This window comes from Mycolicibacterium alvei (assembly GCF_010727325.1).
In the GTDB taxonomy this organism is placed as follows: domain Bacteria; phylum Actinomycetota; class Actinomycetes; order Mycobacteriales; family Mycobacteriaceae; genus Mycobacterium; species Mycobacterium alvei.
Genome location: NZ_AP022565.1, coordinates 1,055,673 through 1,076,849 on the forward strand (window position 1 = coordinate 1,055,673; position 21,177 = coordinate 1,076,849).

General features: G+C 66.4%; 20 protein-coding genes. 10 read left to right on the forward strand and 10 right to left on the reverse strand.

Features of this window, described 5'->3' with window-relative positions; genetic code table 11:
• Positions 1-27 precede the first annotated feature (27 nt).
• Genes G6N44_RS04950 through G6N44_RS04980 form a run of 7 tightly spaced genes read right to left on the reverse strand, consistent with a single transcriptional unit; the run spans position 28 to position 6,234 of the window.
• Complete coding sequence (locus G6N44_RS04950; protein WP_163661646.1) at positions 28-387, reverse strand: metal-sulfur cluster assembly factor; 360 nt, start codon at positions 385-387, stop codon at positions 28-30.
• The gene (gene sufU / locus G6N44_RS04955; protein ID WP_163661648.1) at positions 384-872 is read right to left on the reverse strand and encodes a Fe-S cluster assembly sulfur transfer protein SufU; all 489 of its coding nucleotides are present in this window, start codon (positions 870-872) and stop codon (positions 384-386) included. The genes G6N44_RS04950 and sufU overlap by 4 nt, the downstream gene beginning before the upstream one ends.
• Positions 869-2,125: a cysteine desulfurase gene (locus G6N44_RS04960; protein WP_163661650.1), complete on the reverse strand. Its 1,257-nt coding sequence runs from the start codon at positions 2,123-2,125 to the stop codon at positions 869-871. The genes sufU and G6N44_RS04960 overlap by 4 nt, the downstream gene beginning before the upstream one ends.
• Position 2,126: 1 nt before the next feature.
• Positions 2,127-2,909 (reverse strand): Fe-S cluster assembly ATPase SufC, encoded by a 783-nt coding sequence (gene sufC, locus G6N44_RS04965; RefSeq protein WP_163661652.1) that lies wholly within the window; start codon positions 2,907-2,909, stop codon positions 2,127-2,129.
• Between the two features lie 2 nt (positions 2,910-2,911).
• Positions 2,912-4,090 (reverse strand): Fe-S cluster assembly protein SufD, encoded by a 1,179-nt coding sequence (gene sufD / locus G6N44_RS04970; protein WP_163661654.1) that lies wholly within the window; start codon positions 4,088-4,090, stop codon positions 2,912-2,914.
• Positions 4,091-5,554, reverse strand: coding sequence for a Fe-S cluster assembly protein SufB (gene sufB / locus G6N44_RS04975; RefSeq protein ID WP_163661656.1), 1,464 nt, complete (start codon positions 5,552-5,554; stop codon positions 4,091-4,093).
• Positions 5,551-6,234, reverse strand: coding sequence for a helix-turn-helix transcriptional regulator (locus G6N44_RS04980; protein WP_163661658.1), 684 nt, complete (start codon positions 6,232-6,234; stop codon positions 5,551-5,553). Before G6N44_RS04980 ends, sufB begins: the two co-directional genes overlap by 4 nt.
• Positions 6,235-6,392: 158 nt before the next feature.
• Here G6N44_RS04980 and mptB point away from each other — a divergent pair, with 158 nt between their 5' ends.
• From mptB to G6N44_RS05000, 4 genes are read left to right on the forward strand one after another with little or no spacing between them, the layout of a single operon-like run.
• Positions 6,393-8,069, forward strand: coding sequence for a polyprenol phosphomannose-dependent alpha 1,6 mannosyltransferase MptB (gene mptB / locus G6N44_RS04985; protein WP_163661660.1), 1,677 nt, complete (start codon positions 6,393-6,395; stop codon positions 8,067-8,069).
• A complete protein-coding gene (locus G6N44_RS04990) occupies positions 8,066-8,998 on the forward strand; it encodes an ABC transporter ATP-binding protein (protein WP_163661662.1) in 933 nt (310 codons plus the stop codon). The genes mptB and G6N44_RS04990 overlap by 4 nt, the downstream gene beginning before the upstream one ends.
• Positions 8,995-9,777 (forward strand): ABC transporter permease, encoded by a 783-nt coding sequence (locus G6N44_RS04995; protein ID WP_163661664.1) that lies wholly within the window; start codon positions 8,995-8,997, stop codon positions 9,775-9,777. The genes G6N44_RS04990 and G6N44_RS04995 overlap by 4 nt, the downstream gene beginning before the upstream one ends.
• Before the next feature lie 52 nt (positions 9,778-9,829).
• Complete coding sequence (locus G6N44_RS05000; RefSeq protein WP_163661666.1) at positions 9,830-10,777, forward strand: COX15/CtaA family protein; 948 nt, start codon at positions 9,830-9,832, stop codon at positions 10,775-10,777.
• On the opposite strand, the gene G6N44_RS05005 is transcribed toward G6N44_RS05000, so the two are convergent.
• Positions 10,774-11,487 (reverse strand): DcsG N-terminal domain-containing protein, encoded by a 714-nt coding sequence (locus G6N44_RS05005; protein ID WP_163661668.1) that lies wholly within the window; start codon positions 11,485-11,487, stop codon positions 10,774-10,776. The genes G6N44_RS05000 and G6N44_RS05005 overlap by 4 nt on opposite strands.
• Before the next feature lie 32 nt (positions 11,488-11,519).
• Here G6N44_RS05005 and G6N44_RS05010 point away from each other — a divergent pair, with 32 nt between their 5' ends.
• The gene (locus G6N44_RS05010; RefSeq protein ID WP_163669616.1) at positions 11,520-12,494 is read left to right on the forward strand and encodes a quinone oxidoreductase family protein; all 975 of its coding nucleotides are present in this window, start codon (positions 11,520-11,522) and stop codon (positions 12,492-12,494) included.
• Here G6N44_RS05010 and G6N44_RS05015 read toward each other — a convergent pair.
• Together G6N44_RS05015 and G6N44_RS05020 are read right to left on the reverse strand one after the other, a co-directional pair.
• Positions 12,491-13,435 (reverse strand): DUF1214 domain-containing protein, encoded by a 945-nt coding sequence (locus tag G6N44_RS05015; RefSeq protein ID WP_179964548.1) that lies wholly within the window; start codon positions 13,433-13,435, stop codon positions 12,491-12,493. The two genes, G6N44_RS05010 and G6N44_RS05015, sit on opposite strands and share 4 nt — an antisense overlap.
• A gap of 58 nt (positions 13,436-13,493) precedes the next feature.
• On the reverse strand, positions 13,494-14,426 hold the full coding sequence (locus G6N44_RS05020) for a heme o synthase (RefSeq protein ID WP_163661672.1): 933 nt from the start codon (positions 14,424-14,426) through the stop codon (positions 13,494-13,496).
• Positions 14,427-14,658: 232 nt separating this feature from the next.
• Between G6N44_RS05020 and tkt the strand changes: the two genes are divergently transcribed.
• The 5 genes from tkt to pgl are packed head-to-tail and all read left to right on the forward strand — an operon-like array spanning position 14,659 to position 21,107.
• Complete coding sequence (gene tkt / locus G6N44_RS05025; RefSeq protein ID WP_163669618.1) at positions 14,659-16,749, forward strand: transketolase; 2,091 nt, start codon at positions 14,659-14,661, stop codon at positions 16,747-16,749.
• Positions 16,750-16,776: 27 nt separating this feature from the next.
• Positions 16,777-17,892, forward strand: a complete 1,116-nt coding sequence (gene tal, locus G6N44_RS05030) for a transaldolase (protein WP_163661674.1) — start codon at positions 16,777-16,779, stop codon at positions 17,890-17,892.
• Entirely contained in the window at positions 17,889-19,439 is a 1,551-nt protein-coding gene (zwf, locus tag G6N44_RS05035) for a glucose-6-phosphate dehydrogenase (RefSeq protein ID WP_163661677.1), read from the forward strand. The genes tal and zwf overlap by 4 nt, the downstream gene beginning before the upstream one ends.
• 28 nt (positions 19,440-19,467) lie before the next feature.
• The gene (gene opcA / locus G6N44_RS05040) at positions 19,468-20,379 is read left to right on the forward strand and encodes a glucose-6-phosphate dehydrogenase assembly protein OpcA (RefSeq protein WP_163661679.1); all 912 of its coding nucleotides are present in this window, start codon (positions 19,468-19,470) and stop codon (positions 20,377-20,379) included.
• On the forward strand, positions 20,376-21,107 hold the full coding sequence (pgl, locus tag G6N44_RS05045) for a 6-phosphogluconolactonase (protein WP_163661681.1): 732 nt from the start codon (positions 20,376-20,378) through the stop codon (positions 21,105-21,107). The genes opcA and pgl overlap by 4 nt, the downstream gene beginning before the upstream one ends.
• Positions 21,108-21,177: the final 70 nt, after the last annotated feature.

Sequence of the window (21,177 nt, forward strand, 5' to 3'; positions counted from 1 at the left end):
TGGTAGCACCTGGCCCCGACAAATTCCTCAGACAGTGAATCCGAGTGCGCGCAGCTGTTCGCGGCCGTCGTCGGTGATCTTGTCCGGGCCCCACGGCGGGTTCCAGACCCAATTGATCTTGATCTCGTTGACCAGCCCGGCGCCCACGAGCGCGGTGCGCGACTGATCCTCGATCACGTCGGTCAGCGGACAGGCCGCCGAAGTGAGCGTCATGTCGATCAGCGCCACGGGGCCCTCGTCGCTCTCTTCGACGTTGAGGCCGTAGACCAGGCCCAGGTCGACAACGTTGATGCCCAACTCGGGGTCCACGACATCCCGCATGGCCTCCTCGAGGTCGGCGATCATTTCGTCGGACGCCCCAGTGGCATCCCCGCTCGCTTCGCTCATCGCTGTTCCTTCACGTCATCGCTGGCCTGTACCAGCGCTCCATCTTCTGGCCTGGCCTCCGCCAGTGAGGCCTTGAACGCTAACCAACCCAACAACGCGCACTTCACCCGTGCCGGATATTTCGCGACACCGGCGAACGCGATGCCGTCACCGAGTACATCTTCGTCCCCCTCCACGTTCCCGCGTGAGGAAATCATCTCGGTGAAGGCCTCGACCGTCTTGAGAGCATCACCGACGCTCTGGCCGATGACCTGGTCGGTGAGCACCGAGGTGGCGGCCTGACTGATCGAACAACCCTGCCCGTCGTAGGAGATGTCCACCACCGTCTCGGCGTCGTCGGAGAGCGTGACCCGCAGCGTCACCTCGTCACCACAGGTCGGATTGACGTGGTGCACCTCGGCGGCGAAGGGCTCGCGCAGTCCGCGGTGATGCGGATGCTTGTAATGATCCAGGATCACTTCCTGGTACATCTGTTCCATTCTCACGAGAAGAACTCCACGGCGCGTTTGATACCGGCTACCAGACGGTCGACCTCGTCGAGCGTGTTGTATACCGCGAACGACGCGCGAGCGGTCGCCGCGATCCCGAAGCGACGGTGCAGCGGGTAGGCGCAGTGGTGCCCGACGCGGACCGCGATGCCCTCGTCGTCGAGCACCTGCCCGACGTCATGGGCGTGGATCCCATCGACCACGAAACTGACCGGGGAACCGCGGTGTTCCATCGTCGTCGGCCCGATGATCCGGACTTGTGGCAGGCCTGCCAGACCGGACAGGGCGGCCGCCACCAGTTCTGCTTCGTGCGCCTCGACCGCATCCATCCCGATGTCGCTCAGATACCGTGCGGCAGAGGCCAATCCGACCACCTGCGAGGTCATCGGGGTGCCTGCCTCGAAACGCTGCGGGGCCGGCGCGTAGGTGGTCTGCTCCATCGTGACGGTCTCGATCATCGAACCGCCCGTGATGAACGGCGGCATCGAGTTCAGCAGGTGCTGCCGGCCGTAGAGCACACCGATACCCGTGGGCCCGAGCATCTTGTGACCGGAGAACGCCGCGAAATCGACGTCGAGCGCCTGGAAATCAACCGGCTGATGCGGCACCGACTGGCACGCGTCCAGCACGGTGAGCGCACCAACGGCCTTGGCCCGCGATACCAGCTGGGCCACCGGCGCGACCGCACCTGTGACGTTCGAATGATGGCTGAAGGCCACCACTTTCACCCGCTCGTCGAGCTGCAGCGAGTCCAGGTCGATACGCCCGTCGTCGGTGACGCTGTACCAGCGCAACGTCGCACCCGTACGCTGGGCCAACTCCTGCCACGGAATCAGGTTCGCGTGGTGTTCCAGTTCGGTGGTGACGATGACGTCACCCGGGCCGACTGCACCGTCGAAGCGCTTGTCGCCCAGCACGTATGACACCAGGTTGAGCGACTCGGTGGCATTCTTGGTGAACACCAACTCATCCGGACCGGCACCGACGAACGCCGCGATGTCTGCGCGCCCCTGCTCGTAGGCGTCGGTGGCCTCCTCCATCAACTGGTGCGCACCACGGTGCACCGCCCCGTTGGAGTTGGTGAGGAACGCCCGTTCGGCATCGAGTACCTGCAACGGCTTCTGCGACGTCGCCCCGGAATCCAGGTACGCCAACTGCTTTCCACCACGCATCACCCGACTCAGGATCGGGAAGTCAGCCCTTATCCGGGCCAGCCCGGCTTGATCCAACGTCGACGCCGCGATGGTCATATCAGGCCCCGACGGCTTGGGTGAAGCGCACGTATCCGTTCTCTTCGAGCTCGTCGGCGAGTTCGGGCCCACCCGATTCCACGATGCGCCCCCCCACGAACACGTGCACGAACTGCGGCTGAATGTAGCGCAGGATCCGGGTGTAGTGGGTGATCAGCAGGATGCCGCCGTGCGCGGCCTCTGCGTAGCGGTTGACGCCCTCGCTGACGATGCGCAACGCGTCGACGTCCAGACCCGAGTCGGTCTCGTCGAGGATCGCGATCTTCGGCTTGAGCAGCGACAGCTGCAGGATCTCGTGGCGCTTCTTCTCGCCGCCCGAGAATCCTTCGTTGACGCTGCGCTCACCGAACGCCGGGTCAATCTCCAAGTCGGCCATTGCACCCTTGACTTCCTTGACCCAGTGCCGCAGCTTGGGGGCCTCGCCTCGGACCGCAGTGGCCGCGGTACGCAGGAAGTTCGACATCGACACGCCGGGAACCTCGACCGGGTACTGCATGGCCAGGAAGAGGCCCGCGCGGGCCCGCTCGTCGATGCTCATCTCGAGGACGTTCTGTCCGTCGAGGGTGATCGAACCGGAGGTGACGGTGTACTTGGGATGCCCGGCGATCGCGTAGGACAGCGTCGACTTGCCGGAGCCGTTGGGGCCCATCACCGCGTGGGTCTCCCCCGACTTCACGGTGAGGTCGACGCCCTTCAAAATGGGGATGTTCGGGTCTCCTGCATCTGCAGCGCCTTCGGCGGCGTTGACCGAGACGTGCAGGTCCTTGATTTCCAGCGTGGTCATAACTAGTTGGCTTTCGATTCGGTGATGGCAAGTTCTTTTTCGATGGCTGCGGTCAGGCGCTCACGCACCTCGGGGACAGCGATCTTGGCGATGATCTCGTTGAAGAATCCACGCACGACGAGGCGTCGGGCCTGATCCTCGGGAATGCCGCGGGCGCGCAGGTAGAACAACTGCTCGTCGTCGAAACGCCCGGTGGCACTGGCGTGCCCGGCGCCCACGATCTCGCCGGTCTCGATCTCCAGGTTGGGCACCGAATCGGCGCGGGCACCGTCGGTGAGCACGAGGTTGCGGTTGACTTCGAACGTGTCGGTACCGGTGGCCTCGGCCCGGATCAGCACGTCGCCGATCCAGACCGTGTGCGCGTCGGGCTTCTTGGAATCCGGATCGCCTTGCAGCGCACCCTTGTAGAGCACGTCGGACTTACAGTGCGGCTGGGAGTGGTCGACCAGCAACCGCGACTCGAAGAACTGGCCGTCGTCGGCGAAGTAGGTGCCCAGCATCTTGGCGTCGCCACCCGGTCCGGTGAACCGCACGGTGGCCGAGGTGCGGACCACGTCACCACCGAGGGTGACGTTGACGTGTCCGAGCACCGCGTCCTTGCCCAGCTTTGCGTGGTGGGCGCTGACGTGCACCATGTCGTCGGCCCAGTCGGCGATCCAGATGACGCCGAGGCCGGCCGCATCACCGACGATGATCTCGACGTTGTCGGCATAGGTGCCGCTACCGCGCAGATCGACCACGACGGTGGCGCGGGACAGTTCTTCGACCCTGATCTGCAGATGGCCGTAACCCACGGTGTCCACACCGGGCCCGTCCACGACGATCTCGATCGGCTCGGTCACCTCGGTGTCACGCTTGACCGTCACCACGGTGGCGGTCTCGAAGGACGAGAATGCCTGGGCGGCAACACGGTCGGTGGGCACCCCGCCCTCGCCGAGTCGAGGGTCGTCACGGCCGACAGTCTCGACGGTCACGCCCGGACGCTCGGTCACGGCGACGCCGGCCTTGCCATTCGCTACGGCGGTCCCGTCATGCAGGCCGCGAAGCCTCTTGAGCGGGGTGAACCGCCACAACTCGTCGCGACCGCCGGGCACCTCGAAGGCGTTGACGTCGAACGATGCGAACAGCTCACCCTTGTTGGTGGCAACGCCCTCGACGGCGTCAGTGAGATTCTGTGTCACTTAACCGACCGCGCCTTCCATCTGCAGCTCGATGAGCCGGTTCAGCTCAAGCGCGTATTCCATAGGCAGTTCCTTGGCGATGGGCTCGACGAAGCCGCGCACCACCATCGCCATTGCCTCGTCCTCGGTCAGCCCGCGGCTCATCAGGTAGAACAGCTGATCCGCGCTGACCTTGGACACCGTGGCCTCATGCCCCATCGTGACGTCGTCCTCGCGGATGTCGACGTACGGGTAGGTGTCACTCCGGCTGATCGTATCGACCAGCAGCGCATCGCATTTCACGCTCGAGCGGCTGCCGTGCGCACCCTTGTTGATCTGAACCAGGCCACGGTAGGAGGAACGGCCACCGCCACGAGCCACCGACTTGGACACGATGTTGCTCGACGTGTTGGGTGCCAGGTGCAGCATCTTGGCACCGGTGTCCTGGTGCTGGCCCTCGCCGGCGAACGCCACCGAGAGCACCTCGCCCTTGGCATGCTCACCGGTCATCCACACCGCCGGGTACTTCATGGTGACCTTGGAGCCGATGTTTCCGTCGATCCACTCCATGGTGGCGCCGGCCTCGGCGCGGGCCCGCTTGGTCACCAGGTTGTAGACGTTGTTCGACCAGTTCTGGATGGTGGTGTAGCGGCAACGCCCACCGGGCTTGACGATGATCTCCACCACCGCCGAGTGCAGCGAATCGCTCTTGTAGATCGGCGCGGTGCAGCCCTCCACGTAATGCACGTAGGCGCCCTCGTCGACGATGATCAGCGTCCGCTCGAACTGGCCCATATTCTCGGTGTTGATCCGGAAGTAGGCCTGCAGCGGGATGTCGACATGCACGCCCGGCGGCACGTAGATGAACGAACCACCCGACCAGACTGCGGTGTTGAGCGCGGAGAACTTGTTGTCCCCGGCCGGGATCACCGTGCCGAAGTACTGCTTGAACAGCTCCGGGTGTTCCTTGAGCGCGCTGTCGGTGTCCAGGAAGATGACGCCAAGGGCTTCGAGGTCCTCACGGATCGAGTGGTAGACCACCTCGGACTCGTACTGTGCCGCGACACCGGAGACCAGGCGCTGCTTCTCGGCCTCGGGGATGCCGAGCCGGTCGTAGGTGTTCTTGATGTCCGCGGGCAGGTCGTCCCACGAGGCGGCCTGCTTCTCGCTGGACCGCACGAAGTATTTGATGTTGTCGAAGTGGATGCCCTCGAGGTTCGAGCCCCAGTTGGGCATCGGCTTCTTGTCGAACGTGCGCAGTGCGCGCAGCCGACTCTCCAGCATCCACTCCGGTTCGCTCTTCTTGGCCGAGATGTCGCGCACGACAGCTTCCGACAGGCCGCGCTGCGCACTGGCGCCCGCGACGTCCGAGTCCGACCAGCCGTAGCCGTAGTTGCCCAGCGACGCGATGGTCTCTTCCTGGGTCAGCGTCCGATCCTCTTCGCGCACGCGGCTCATCGATGGCGTTTCGGGCGTGATGGTCATGTCGCCGCTCCTTGGTTGGTCGCTGTCGTTTGGGTTGGAACGTGGGTGGTGCAGGCGCAGTCACCGTTGACGATCGTGGCCAGGCGCTGCACGTGCGTGCCCAGGATCTCGGCGAACGCCTCGCTCTCCGTCTCGCACAACTCCGGGAACTCCTCGGCGGCATGCGATACCGGACAGTGGTGCTGGCAGATCTGCACCCCGGGAATCGGGCCGTCCACCGGATTCGTGGTGGTGGCATACCCGGCCCGGGTCAACGCGTCCGCAACGCGCTCGGCGGTGTCTGCGACTCCGCCGGGTTCGGCGGTGACACCGGCCAGGATGGTTTCCATCCGGCGGCGTGCAAAAGTCCGCACGGCATCCTTGCCGCCGATCTCACGCAGTTGCCGAATCGCGGCGACTGCGAGGTCATCGTAGGTGTGGCCGAGTTTCGCGCGTCCGGCCGCGGTCAACCGGTAGCGCTTGGCCGGACGGCCCCGGCCGCTGTGCTGCCACGCGGCGGCGGCACTGGCCTGCGCATCACCGGCTTCGATCAGGGCATCGAGGTGTCGGCGCACACCGGCAGCCGAAATGCCGAGCCTGTCGCCGATCTGACCCGCGGTGATCGGACCCTCGAGCAACAGGTGAATGATCGAACGCCGGGTGTGTCCGTCAGATGCCGGCACGATGTCGGTGACCGGCATCGGCGCACCTGCAGACGCGGAGCCCGCAGTTGTCCGACGCATTTTCACAACACCATTGTGACGGAATTCCGCTCTCGGTTCTAGCAAGGGCACCCTTACGTGACCTGGGCCACCGTTGCCTGGCGAAGACCGTCCCGGTCGACGGTTACGCTGCCCTGATGGCAAGCCGCCTGTCGACCTTCAGCTCATCGATCGCCCGGTGGCACGGCGACGAACGGGCCGTCGGGTCCCCACTCAACGCCGCCGAGGTCGTCGCGCAGCGTCGTACCCGGCTTTTCGGGGCCACCGGAACCGTCCTGATGGCGATCGGCGCCCTCGGCGCCGGCGCCCGCCCCGTCGTACAGGATCCGACCTTCGGGGTCCGACTGCTCAACCTGCCCTCCCGCATCCAGACGGTATCGCTGACGATGACCACCACCGGCGCGGTGATGATGACGCTGGCCTGGCTCATGCTCGGGCGATTCGTCCTCGGGCCCCGCCGGATGTCACGCAGCCAGCTGGACCGAACGCTGCTGCTGTGGGCCCTCCCGCTGCTGGTCGCGCCCCCGATGTACAGCAAGGACGTGTACTCGTACCTGGCCCAGAGTGAGATCGGCTACATCGGCCTCAACCCGTATCAGGTCGGTCCGGCGACCGGCCTGGGTCTCGATCACGTGTTCACGTTGTCGGTGCCCAGTCTGTGGCGCGAAACCCCGGCGCCGTACGGACCGCTGTTCCTGTGGATCGGCGAGGGTATCTCCGCGCTGACCGGTGAGAACATCGTCGCCGCGGTGCTGTGTCACCGCGCCGTGGTGCTGGTCGGCGTCGGGCTCATCGTGTGGGCGACACCCCGGCTGGCCCGCCGCTGCGGCGTCGCCGAGGTCAGCGCACTGTGGCTCGGTGCATGTAATCCGCTGTTGTTCATGCACCTGGTGGCCGGGATCCACAACGAAGCCCTGATGCTGGGCCTGATGCTCGCCGGCACCGAGTTCGCGCTGCGCGGCATCGGAGCCGCCGCGCCGTTGCTCCCCCGGCCACTGACCTGGCCACATTCACGCGAGGACTGGAACCGCTGGTACCCCGCGGCCATGTTGCTGCTCGGCACGGTCCTCATCACGCTGTCCTCCCAGGTCAAGTTGCCGTCACTACTTGCACTCGGATTCGTCGCGATGGCCCTGGCCTGGCGCCTGGGCGGCACGATCAAAGCGTTCTTCGTGGCGAGCGTGCCGCTCGGGGTGGTGTCGCTGGCGGTGATGACCGTGATCGGCTGGGCCAGCGGGTTGGGCTTCGGGTGGCTGGGCACCCTCGGTACCGCCAATGTGGTGCGCAGCTGGATGTCACCGCCGACACTCCTGGCCCTGGGCACCGGCCAGGTCGGCATCCTGCTGGGCCTCGGTGACCACACCACCGCAGTGCTCGCGCTGACCCGCGCCATCGGCGTCGTCCTGATCGCGATCCTGGTCAGCTGGCTGCTGTTCGCCGTGATGCGCGGCCGGTTGCACCCCGTCGGCGGTCTGGGCGTGGCCCTCGGCGGCACCATCCTGCTGTTCCCGGTGGTGCAGCCGTGGTACCTGCTGTGGGCGGTGATCCCGCTGGCCGCGTGGGCCACCCGACCCGGATTCCGTGGTTCCGCGATCGCCATCACCTTGGTTGTCGGGATCTTCGGCCCGACGGCCAACGGTGACCGGTTCACCCTGTTCCAGATCGTGATGGCCACCCTCGCGAGCACGTTGGTCGTGCTGATCCTGATCGGTCTGACCTGGCGCCGACTTCCGTGGCGCGCGTCACGGAAGCCGGATACCGACCCACCGCCGACACCCACGCAGCCCACCGACGCCTACGCTGAATCCCCGTGACCTCGCGTTCTGATCAACCTGTGCTGCTCCGCGGCGTCAGCAAGCGCTACGGATCGACCACCGCGGTCGCCGACCTGGACCTCGATGTGCAGCGTGCCGAGGTACTGGCCCTGCTCGGCCCGAACGGCGCAGGCAAGACCACCACCGTCGAAATGTGCGAGGGATTCATCCGCCCCGACGACGGCCGTGTCGAAATCCTCGGGTTGGATCCCGTAGCCGACAACGCCCAGGTACGCGCGCGGATCGGCGTGATGCTGCAGGGTGGCGGCGGCTACCCCGCGGCGCGGGCCGACGAGATGCTCCATCTCGTCGCCTCCTATGCCGCCGATCCTCTCGATCCGGCCTGGTTGATGGACACCCTGGGCCTGACCGAATCCGCCCGCACCACCTACCGACGCCTCTCGGGCGGCCAGCAACAACGCCTGGCACTGGCCTGCGCCGTGGTGGGTCGCCCTGAGCTGGTGTTCCTCGACGAGCCAACCGCGGGAATGGATGCCCACGCCCGAATTGTGGTGTGGGAGTTGATCGATGCGCTGCGCCGTGACGGCGTGACAGTTGTGCTGACCACCCACCACCTGGCCGAGGCCGAAGAACTGGCCGACCGGATCGTGATCATCGATCACGGCATGGCAGTCGCCACCGGCACACCCGCCGAACTCACCCACAGCGGCGCCGAGAACCAGTTGCGTTTCCGGGCGCCGCGCAAGCTCGACCTGTCCCTGTTGGCCGCGGCCCTGCCGGAGAAATACAAGGCCACCGAGACGGCACCCGGCGAGTACCTGGTCGAGGGGCACATCGACCCGCAGGTGCTGGCAACCGTGACGGCGTGGTGCGCCCGACTCAACGTGCTGGCCACCGATATGCGGGTGGAACAGCGCAGCCTCGAAGATGTATTCCTCGACCTCACAGGACGGGAACTGCGGTCATGACGAGCGCTCCGAACCGATTTGCCCCGGGCACCTTCTCCCCCGATCCCCGCCCGGCCAAGGTGCCGACCATGCTGGCCGCCCAGTACGGGCTGGAACTGAAGTTGCTGCTGCGCAACGGCGAACAGCTTCTGCTGACCATGTTCATTCCGATCACGCTGTTGATCGGAATGACGGTGCTGCCGTTGGGCTCCTTCGGCGACAATCGGGCGGCAACCTTCACCCCGGCGATCATGGCCCTGGCCCTGATCTCCACGGCTTTCACCGGGCAGGCCATCGCGGTGGCCTTCGACCGCCGTTACGGCGCCCTGAAACGCCTTGGCGCCACGGCGCTTCCCGTGTGGGGAATCATCGCCGGTAAGTCCATGGCAGTGGTGACCGTCGTATTCTTGCAAGGACTTTTGTTGGGCGCCATAGGTTTTGCGCTGGGTTGGCGGCCGTCGCCGTTGGGACTGGTGCTGGGCGCGGTGGTCATCGCGCTGGGTACCGCCACGTTCGCCGCGTTGGGACTGCTGCTCGGCGGCACCCTCAAGGCCGAGATCGTGCTGGCGCTGGCGAACCTGCTGTGGTTCGTGTTCGCCGGCCTCGGCGCGTTGACCCTCGAAGGCGGGCCCGTGCCGTCGGCCTTGCGTTGGGTTGCCCGGTTGACCCCGTCCGGAGCCCTCACCGAATCCCTGACCCAGGCCATGACGCTGTCGATGGACTGGTTCGGCGTGGCCGTACTGGTGGTCTGGGGTGCCATCGCCGCAATCTGCGCACTGCGCTGGTTCCGGTTCACCTGATCCACACCGGCCCTACTACGAGCTGTAGTTCCTGATCAACTACGATCAGGCCGTGCCCGGCGGAACTGCTTTTCAGCGACTGGTCGACCTGCTGCCCATGCCGAGCCGCCGGGTCCAGCGCCTGATCGCATTCCTGGTCATCCTCACCCAGGGCGGTATCTCGGTCACCGGAGCGATCGTCCGGGTCACCGCGTCCGGCCTGGGCTGCCCGACCTGGCCCCAGTGCTTCCCCGGCAGCTTCACCCCTGTCCCCCACGCCGAGGTCGCCGTCGTGCACCAGGTGGTCGAGTTCGGCAACCGGATGATCACCTTCCTGGTGGTGTTGACCGCCATCGCGGCGGTCCTGGCCGTGACCCGGGCCCGCCGACGCCGCGAGGTGTTGATCTACGCCTGGCTGATGCCGGCCTCCACCGTGGCCCAGGCCATCATCGGCGGAATCACGGTGCGCACCGGCCTGTTGTGGTGGACCGTCGCCATCCATCTGCTCGCGTCCATGGCGATGGTGTGGCTCGCGGTGCTGCTGTTCGTCAAGATCGGCCAGCCCGATAACGGCACACCGACCACCATCGTGCCGAAGCCGTTGCGGCAGTTGACCGTGCTGAGCGCCGTCCTCCTAGCCGCAGTCCTGGTGACCGGCACCCTGGTGACCGGCGCCGGTCCCCACGCCGGGGACAAGAGCCTCGATCGCGTGGTGCCGCGCCTACAGGTCGAGATCACCACGCTGGTCCACATGCATTCGTCGCTGCTGGTCGCCTACCTGTCCCTGATCGTCGCGCTCGGATTCGCGCTCGCGGCGGTGCGTGCCACCCGCCCGGTCATGGTCCGGCTCGGCGTCCTGGTGCTGCTGGTGTGCGGACAGGGACTGGTCGGAATCGTGCAGTTCTACACCGGGATTCCCGCTGTGCTGGTGGCCGTGCACGTCGCCGGCGCAGCCTTCTGCACCGCGGCCACCGCAGCGCTGTGGGCCTCGATGCGTGACCGGGTGGAACCCGGCGGCTAGAACCCGCGGCGCGACAGCGGGCCCAGCCCGAAGCGCTCCAGCGCGCCCTCGACACCCAAGGCGAACCGCCGCTCGGCGTCCTTGCGGTCGTTCCGGTCGAGCTGCCCGAATCCCAGTACCGGCTCGACCAGCTCCAGCGCCCGCAGGCGCGCATCCTCCGGGCCGCCGATCACATCGACCCGCGCGTACAACAGATCCTGCGGTTCAAGTTCGAACATTCCGAGCACCGCGTCGATGGCGAGGCGGCCCACCTCCCAGACCTCGTCGTCGGGATCGGCCGGTGACAGGATCGGCCCCTGGGTGAACGCGTGAGACTCCTCACCGCTCAAGAACACCAGCGCCGTCGCCCCGGTCGAATCGGCCTTGAAATCCCCGGTCGGCACCATTGGAACCCCCATGCGGTGCAGGTCGTCGAGGTGCCGCCTGTCGGTGTTCCACTCCACGATTCGCGCGGGGTTGATCAGGTGCGGCACCGACCGGACCCAGGCCAGGAACTCGCCCGGGCGCTCGGTGTAGTCCCGGGTGGCCCGCAGGATCACCAGATCGGCGTCCAGCGTCGCCGGGTCGTCCCAGGGCAGCCAGCGGGCGTGCAGGCCACGGTTGCGCAGCGCTGTCACCAGGCCCGCGTCGTCACCGTCACCTTCGGGCGATGCGGCACAGCCGCCCAACACGATGCGGGGATGGAACAGATCCGGACGGGCAAGCTTCACCTCCGCGATGATAGGTGTGGATGATGGATGGCGTGTATGCCATCGAAGTTGCCGAGACCGGCGGACCCGAAGTCCTGAGCTACGTCGAACGGCCCGAGCCCGCTCCCGGCCCGGGCGAGGTACTGATCAAGGCCGAGGCGATCGGCGTCAATTTCATCGACACCTACTTCCGGTCCGGGTTATATCCGCGCGACCTGCCGTTCGTCGTCGGGTCGGAAGTCTGCGGCACGGTCGCGGCCGTCGGTGACGATGTCGCGGCGCTGGCGGTCGGCGACCGCGTCGTCACCGCCAACGCGATCGGCGCATACGCCGATATGTGTGTCGCGCCAGCCGATTTCGTTGCCTACGTGCCTGACGGTGTGGCTCCCGACGCGATCGCCTCGGCGCTGCTGAAGGGCATGACCGCGCACTACCTGATCAAGTCCACCTACCCGGTGCAGCCGAACGACACGGTGCTGGTGCATGCCGGGGCCGGCGGCGTCGGCCTGATCCTCACCCAGTGGGCCACCAGCATCGGCACCCGGGTGATCACCACGGCCTCGACACCGGAGAAGGCCGAGTTGTCCCGGCAGGCCGGCGCGATCGAGGTGCTCGAGTACCCCGAGGATCCGATCGAATTCGCCGAAAAGATCCGCGATCTCACCGGCGGGGCGGGCGTGGTCGCGGTGTACGACGGGGTGGGGGCGTCGACGTTCGACGCCAGCCTGGCCAGCCTCGCGGTGCGCGGCACGCTGGCCCTGTTCGGGGCGGCCAGCGGCCCGGTGCCACCGGTAGACCCCCAACGACTCAACGCGGCAGGGTCGGTATTCCTGACCCGGCCGACGCTCGCCCACCACACCCGTACACCCGACGAATTCTCTTGGCGTGCAGGTGAATTGATCAACGCGATCGCGGGCGGGTCGATCACCATCACCGTCGGCGGCCGCTACCCGCTGGCCGAGGCGGCCCAGGCCCATACCGACCTGCAGGGCCGCAAGACCGTCGGTTCTATCGTGCTGGTGCCCTAAGAGACCGGTTGCGCGTCGGGGAACGTCCAGGAACCGTCGAGGATCTCCGGTCGTGGCCGGTACAACCGCACGAGGTAGTTCCAGCCCTCGGTGATCGGCAGCAGGTTGGCGGCACCGCTGCCGTCGTCGCTGCCACCGAACTGCACCGTCGTGGAACCGTCGGGGTCCTTCAGGGCGGTGACGTTGTTCACCGAGTAGGCATTCTGTGCGTTCGGGGTGAAGTAGCCGTCCTTGTTGTAGACCGTGATGGACCAGAACCCGTCCACCGGGACGTCTTTCACGGTGAGTCGGTGCACGGTGGTGCCGTCGTTCCCCGGTGGCACCACTGTGAGATACAGCGCATCCCGCGCCGGGTTGCCGCCCCAGGCGAACGCCGAGCCGATCAGATGACGGATCGGCTCCACCTCGTACTTAGGGCCGAACATTCCCGAAGTGTCGGCCACGGTGGTGGACAAGGTGATGAGCGCATCACGAACCGTCTTCTGGCTGACCGGATCCCACTGCGGGATCTCGAAGAATCCCGGCTCGGCCTGTGTGACGGTGATCGCATCCTGCAAGGTATGCACCGCGGCCAGATCGGCGGGATCGCCCGGATCGACCAGGCTGCGCACCGCCACGATCGCGTAGCGGGTGTCGACGGAGTCGCGGCTGAACGTCACCTCCGCCGGCGCATAGGCGACGTTGGTCGTGTAGTGGTCCTCGCTGATGACCTGCAACGACATGAACCGCCCCGCACTGTCGGGCAGCGTGATGGTCACGGGCCCGCCGTCGAGATCGAACACCGCCGCCGAATACAGCGTGTCCCGGTTCTGCCGGATGACCAGCTGGTGATCGATCGGGGTCAGCTCGCGGTTGTGAAAGAACTTTCCGAACCCGCCGTCCTTGACGGCATTGGCAAAGTACAGGTCGGATTCGGCGCGCGGAAAGTTGTCGGGACTCACCAGTTCGGTCATGCGCACAACGCTGCCACACCGACGGTGTGCGGGCTGCGGTTGGCGATCAGTTTCCGAAGATCGTCGGCAGCGCCAGCGCCGAATCCACCGCCAGCGCGCAGAACACGACAGCCAGGTAGTTGTTCGACTGCAGGAACAGTCGCAGCGGCTTCACCGGCTCACCGCGCTTCACCCCGGAGTACAGCTGGTGAGCCATCACCAGGAACCACGCACCTGCCAGCAGCGCCACCGCACCGTAGAGCCATCCGGTGGCCAGCGCCAGCACCAGTGTGGTGAGCACCGTCACCCAGGTGTAGATCAGGATCTGCCGGGTGACCTCACGCTCGGTGGCCACGGCGGGCAGCATCGGCACACCGGCTGCCTTGTAGTCGTCCTTGTAGCGCATCGCCAGCGCCCAGGTGTGCGGCGGTGTCCAGAAGAAGATGATGAGGAACATCACCACGGCCGGCCACTCGATGGTGCCGGTCACCGCAGACCAGCCGATCATCACCGGCATGCAGCCGGCCGCCCCGCCCCACACCACGTTCTGCGAGGTGCGGCGTTTGAGCAGCAACGTGTAGACGAAGACGTAGAACGCGATGGTGGCCACCGCCAGCACCCCGGACAACAGATTGGTCGTCCACCACAGCCAGCAGAACGCAGTGACCGACAGCACCAGTCCGAAGATCAGCGCGTGCCGCGTCGGGACGGACGCCTGGGCCAGCGGCCGTCGGGCCGTCCGCTTCATCACCTTGTCGATGTCGGCGTCCGCCACACAGTTCAGGGTGTTGGCACCGGCCGCGGCGAGCATGCCGCCGATCAGGGTGTTGAGGATCAGTAGCGGATCAACGGTGCCCCGGGCTGCCAGCAGCATCGCCGGAATGGTGGTGACCAGCAACAACTCGATCACACGCGGCTTGGTTAACGCCAAATACGACAGGAAGGTCGATCGTATTCGGCTGGGCGCCCCATTGATGAGCCGGCGCTCGCGAATGCTCACGCAAATAACTCCTCGGGTGGCGTCACGCGGCTTCTACTACACACGATGGTAGACCGCCGCCCGAATGCCTCGGCACCGCAGGGTCTGTTCCGCGACAACTCCGGGTAAACGACCGGGTATCGGTGGGAGAACCAGTCTGCATCGGACGAGTCCGCCCCACTAGGGTGTTTGTCGTAGCAGCATGGCAATTGCGCGCACGTGCCGGCAGATAGATGACGAGGAAGTGAGCTTAGTGACCACCGCCGAAGAGATCACCGCTCTCACCCAGCCCAACCACCCAGACGACTGGACCGAAGTCGACAGCGTTGCCGTCGACACCGCCCGGGTGCTCGCGGCGGACGCGGTGCAGAAGGTCGGCAACGGCCACCCGGGGACCGCGATGAGCCTGGCGCCCCTCGCCTACACGCTGTTCCAGCGGCAGCTGCGCCACGATCCCAGCGACACCGAGTGGATCGGCCGGGACCGTTTCGTGCTGTCCTGCGGGCATTCGAGCCTGACGCTGTACATCCAGCTGTACCTGGGTGGGTTCGGCCTGGAACTGTCCGATATCGAGGCGCTGCGCACCTGGGGCTCGCTGACCCCGGGCCATCCCGAGTACCACCACACCAAGGGCGTGGAGATCACCACCGGCCCGCTGGGCCAGGGTCTGGCGTCGGCGGTCGGGATGGCGATGGCCGCCCGCTACGAGCGCGGCCTGTTCGATCCGGACACCGCCCCGGGCGAGAGCCCGTTCGACCACTACATCTATGTGGTGGCCTCCGACGGCGACATGGAAGAGGGCGTCACCAGCGAGGCGTCGTCGCTCGCGGGCACCCAGCAGCTCGGCAATCTCATCGTGATCTGGGATGACAACAAGATCTCCATCGAGCACAACACCGACATCGCCCTGAGCGAGGATGTGCCCGCGCGCTACCGCGCCTACGGCTGGCACGTTCAGGAGGTCGAGGGCGGCGAGAATGTCGCTGGAATCGAGGAAGCGATCGAGGCCGCACGCAAGGTCACCGACAAGCCGTCGTTCATCGCGCTGCGCACGATCATCGGCTACCCGGCCCCCACCAAGATGAACACCGGTGGCGTGCACGGTTCGGCCCTGGGCGCCGACGAGGTGGCCGCCACCAAGAAGATCCTCGGCTTCGACCCGGACCAGAGCTTCGAGGTGCGCGACGACGTCATCGCCCACACCCGTGAGCTGGTGACCCGCGGCAAGCAGGTCCACGACGAGTGGCAGGTGACCTTCGACGCCTGGGCCAAGCGGGAGCCCGAGCGCAAGGCGCTGCTGGATCGCCTGCAGGCCAAGGAGCTTCCTGAGGGCTGGGACGCCGACCTGCCGCACTGGGAGCTCGATTCCAAGCCGGTGGCCACCCGCGCCGCCTCCGGGGCCGTGCTGGCCGCCGTCGGGCAGACGCTGCCCGAACTGTGGGGTGGTTCGGCCGATCTCGCCGGCAGCAACAACACCACGATCAAGGGCGCGAATTCGTTCGGGCCGCCGTCGATTTCGACCGAGGACTGGAACGCGACCTGGTACGGCCGCACCCTGCACTTCGGTATCCGTGAGCACGCGATGGGCGCCATCCTGTCCGGCATCGTGCTGCACGGCCCGACCCGCCCCTACGGCGGAACTTTCCTCCAGTTCTCGGACTACATGCGGCCCGCCGTGCGGTTGGCCTCGTTGATGAACATCGACCCGATCTACGTCTGGACGCACGACTCCATCGGCCTCGGCGAGGACGGCCCGACGCACCAGCCGATCGAGCATCTGGCGGCGCTGCGCGCGATCCCGAACCTGTCGGTGGTCCGTCCGGGTGACCCGAACGAGACCGTCTATGCATGGAAGACCGTGCTGGAGCGCACCGCCAGCACCGGCCCGGTGGGGTTGATCCTCACCCGCCAGGGTGTCCCGGTGCTCGAGGGCACCAGCGCCGAAGGAGTTTCCCGAGGCGGCTACGTGCTCGGTGGAACCCCCGACGAGAACCCCGACGTGGTGATCATCGCCACCGGATCCGAGGTCCAGCTCGCCGTCGCAGCACAGAAGCTGTTGGCCGACAAGGAGATCAACGCCAGCGTGGTGTCGATGCCGTGTGTCGAGTGGTTCGAATCACAGCCCAAGGAGTACCGCGACTCGGTGCTGCCGCCCGCGGTGTCGGCCCGGGTGGCGGTCGAGGCCGCGGTGGCGCAGAGTTGGTACAAGCTGGTCGGAGACACCGGCGAGATCGTCTCGATCGAGCACTACGGTGCCTCCGCCGACGACAAGACGCTGTTCCGTGAGTTCGGTTTCACCGCCGAGGCCGTGGCGGCCGCGGCAGAACGCTCGCTGGACAACTAACTTCACGACTGGCAGGAGAAGGCGAACATGACGCAGAACCCGAATCTCGCGGCGCTGAGCGCCGCGGGCGTATCCATCTGGCTCGACGATCTGTCCCGCGAGCGGCTGCAATCAGGAAATCTGACGGAGCTCATCAATACCCGCAGCGTCGTGGGCGTCACCACCAACCCGTCGATCTTCCAGGCCGCGTTGTCGAAGGGCACCGCCTACGACGCCCAGGTGAAAGAACTCGCCGAGCGGGGCGCCGACGTCGACGCCACCATCCGCACCGTCACCACCGACGACGTCCGCAACGCGTGCGACGTCCTGGCCAAGCAGTACCAGGCCTCCGACGGCGTCGACGGCCGGGTGTCCATCGAGGTAGATCCGCGACTGGCACACGACACCGACAAGACGATTCTGCAGGCGATCGAGCTCTGGAAGATCGTCGATCGGCCCAACCTGCTGATCAAGATCCCCGCGACCCTTGCCGGGCTGCCTGCGATCACCGCGGTGATCGCCGAGGGCATCTCCGTCAACGTCACGCTGATCTTCTCGGTCGAACGGCACCGCGCCGTGATGGACGCCTACCTGGCCGGCCTTGAGGCCGCCAAGGAAGCCGGCCACGATCTGTCCAAGATCCACTCGGTCGCCTCGTTCTTCGTGTCCCGCGTGGACACCGAGATCGACAACCGGTTGGCGAAAATCGGCTCGGATGAAGCTCTGGCGCTGCGCGGCAAGGCCGGGGTGGCCAACTCGCGCCTGGCCTACGCGGCCTACGAGGAAGTCTTCGGCGGCGCGCGTTTCGCGGCGCTCAAGGGTGACGGCGCCCGCGTGCAGCGCGTGCTGTGGGCGTCCACCGGCGTCAAGAACCCCGACTACTCGGACACGCTCTATGTCACCGAACTGGTCGCGCCGCACACTGTGAACACGCTGCCGGAGAAGACCCTGGAAGCGGTCGCCGACCACGGCAAGATCGCCGGTGACACCATCACCGGGACCGCGGCCGCATCGCAGGAGATCTTCGACAACCTCAGTGCCATCGGAATCGACCTGGTCGATGTGTTCAAGGTGCTCGAGGACGAGGGTGTGGACAAGTTCGAGAAGTCGTGGCAGGAACTGCTCGACGCGACACAAGGCCAACTCGACGCCGCCACGCGATGAGCCCGGCCAGCGGCAAGCCCGAGACCGCCTGGCGTAACCCGTTGCGGGACAAGCGTGACAAGCGCATGCCCCGCATCGCGGGGCCCTGTGCGGTGGTGATCTTCGGCGTCACCGGTGACCTGGCCCGCAAGAAGCTGATGCCGGCCATCTACGACCTGGCCAACCGTGGTTTGCTACCGCCCAACTTCGCGTTGGTGGGCTTCGCCCGCCGCGACTGGGCCGATGAAGATTTCGGCAAGATCGTCTTCGACGCGGTCAAACAGCATGCGCGTACACCGTTCCACCAGGAAGTCTGGGACCGCCTGGCCGAGGGATTCCGGTTCGTACAAGGCACGTTCGATGATGACGAGTCGTTCGAGCGTCTTTCAGAGACGCTGCGGACCCTCGACGTCGAGCGGGGAACCAGCGGCAATCACGCTTTCTACCTGTCGATTCCGCCCAAGGCGTTCCCCCAGGTCTGCGAGCAGCTGTCTAAATCCGGGCTGGCCGACAAGCCGGAAGGCAGCTGGAGCCGGGTGGTCATCGAGAAGCCGTTCGGTCACGACCTCAAGAGCGCCGAGGAACTCAACGCCGTGGTCAACAGCGTCTTCCCGGAGTCGTCGGTGTTCCGCATCGACCACTATCTCGGCAAGGAGACCGTCCAGAACCTCCTGGCACTGCGCTTCGCCAACGAGATGTTCGAGCCGGTGCTGAACTCCCACTACATCGACAGTGTGCAGATCACGATGGCCGAGGACATCGGTCTCGGCGGCCGCGGCGGCTACTACGACGGAGTCGGTGCCGCCCGAGACGTCATCCAGAACCATCTGTTGCAGCTGCTGGCGCTGACGGCGATGGAAGAGCCGGTGAGCTTCTCCCCCGCGGAACTGCAAGCCGAGAAGATCAAGGTGCTCTCGGCAACCCGGCTGGCCGAGCCGCTGGACGAGACCACCTCCCGGGGGCAGTACGCCGCGGGCTGGCAGGGCGGCGAGAAGGTCGTCGGGCTGTTGGACGAGGAAGGCTTCTCCAAGACATCCACCACCGAGACTTTCGCCGCCATCACACTGGACGTGGACACCCGACGCTGGGCGGGCGTGCCGTTCTATCTGCGGACCGGAAAACGCTTGGGCCGCAGGGTCACCGAGATCGCGGTCCTGTTCAAGCGCGCGCCACATCTGCCCTTCGACGCCACGATGACCGATGAGCTCGGCCAGAACGCTCTCGTGATCCGGGTACAACCGGACGAGGGCATCACGCTGCGGTTCGGGTCCAAGGTTCCCGGCCACATCATGGAAGTCCGCGACGTCAGCATGGACTTCTCCTATGGCTCGGCCTTCGCCGAGGAGTCACCGGAGGCCTACGAGCGCCTGATCCTCGATGTGCTGCTGGGCGAGCCATCGCTGTTCCCGGTCAACGCCGAGGTCGAATTGTGCTGGAAGATCCTGGATCCCGCACTGGAGTACTGGGCCACACACGGTAAGCCTGATTCGTACGAGTCCGGAACGTGGGGCCCCGAATCGGCGTTCGAGATGTTGCGCCGGTCGGGCCGGGAATGGAGGCGGCCGTGACGAGCGCTAGCGCGAGGAACCGAACACTATGATCGTCGATCTGCCCGAGACCAATACCGGGGCGATCAACAAGAAGATCGTCGCCCTGCGCGAAGAAGGCGGCGCGATCACCCTCGGTCGGGTACTGACACTGGTCATCGCCCCCGATAGTGATGCGTTACTGGAGGAGTCGATCGACGCGGCCAATGCCGCCAGCCGTGAGCATCCATGCCGCGTGATCGTGGTTGTCCCCGGGGACCGTTTGACCACCGAGTCCCGGCTGGATGCCCAACTGCGGGTGGGCCGCGATGCCGGCGCCAACGAAGTGGTGGTGCTGCGGCTGTCCGGTCCGCTGGCCAACCACGCCAGCAGCGTCGTGACGCCGTTCCTGCTGCCCGACACACCCGTGGTGACCTGGTGGCCCGATCTCGCCCCCGCCGTACCTGCGCAGGATCCGCTGGGCAAGTTGGCGATTCGCCGGATCACCGACGCCACGAACGGCACCGATCCGCTGTCCTGCATCAAGAGCCGCCTGGACGGTTACACCGACGGTGACACCGATCTGGCCTGGAGTCGCGTCACCTACTGGCGCGCGTTGCTGGCCGCGGCGATCGATCAGCCGCCACACGAACCCATCACCTCGGCACTGGTGTCCGGGCTCAAGGACGAGCCCGCGCTCGACATCCTGGCCGGCTGGCTGGCCAACCGGATCGACGGACCGGTGACCCGGATGACGGGTGAATTGAAGGTCGAGTTGACCAGGCCCAGCGAAACCGTGACCCTGGCACGTCCGCAGACCGGCGTCACCGCGGTGCTGAGCCGGACCGGCAAGCCGGATGCGTTGGTGCCGTTGGCCCGCCGCGAAGCCAAGGAGTGCCTGGCCGAGGATCTGCGTCGTCTCGACGCCGACGAAATCTACTACGACGCACTCACCGGAATCGACAAGGTCACCTACGTATGAGCACTGTTATCGAGCGTTACGCCGACACCGACGCGCTGGTGGCCGCCGCCGGAGACCGGTTGGTGGATGCCATCACGTCGGCGATCTCTGCGCGGGGTCATGCCAACATCGTGCTCACCGGCGGAGGCACGGGAATCGGCCTACTCAAGCGCGTCGGTGCGCGCAGCAACGAGATCGACTGGGCGAAGGTGCACGTCTACTGGGGCGACGAACGCTTCGTTCCGCAGGACGACGACGAGCGCAACGACAAGCAGGCCCGCCAGGCACTGCTGGATCATGTCGGGATCTCGGACGTCAACGTGCACGCGATGGCGGCCAGCGATGGCGAGTTCGGTGACGATCTCACCGCGGCCGCCGCCGGGTACGCCCAGGTGCTGGCCGCTAACTTCGACGCCCCCGGACCCGAATTCGACGTGCATCTGCTCGGCATGGGCGGCGAGGGACATGTCAACTCACTGTTTCCCGACACTCCGGCGGTGCGTGAGAACGACCGCATGGTGGTGGGCGTGCCCGACTCCCCCAAGCCACCGCCACGCCGAATCACGTTGACGCTCCCTGCGGTTCGCAACTCCCGCGAGGTATGGCTGGTGGTGTCCGGCGAGGCCAAGGCCGACGCCGTCGCCGCCGCGATCGGTGGCGCCGATCCGGTCGACATCCCCGCCGCGGGCGCGATCGGGCGCGACCGGACGGTGTGGCTACTCGATGAGGCTGCCGCAAGCAAGCTCTGAGCGCGCCTAGTCGTCGGTAGCGCCGCCGCCGTGGCGCTCGCCAGTCCGATCGGCCAATGCCTCGGCATAG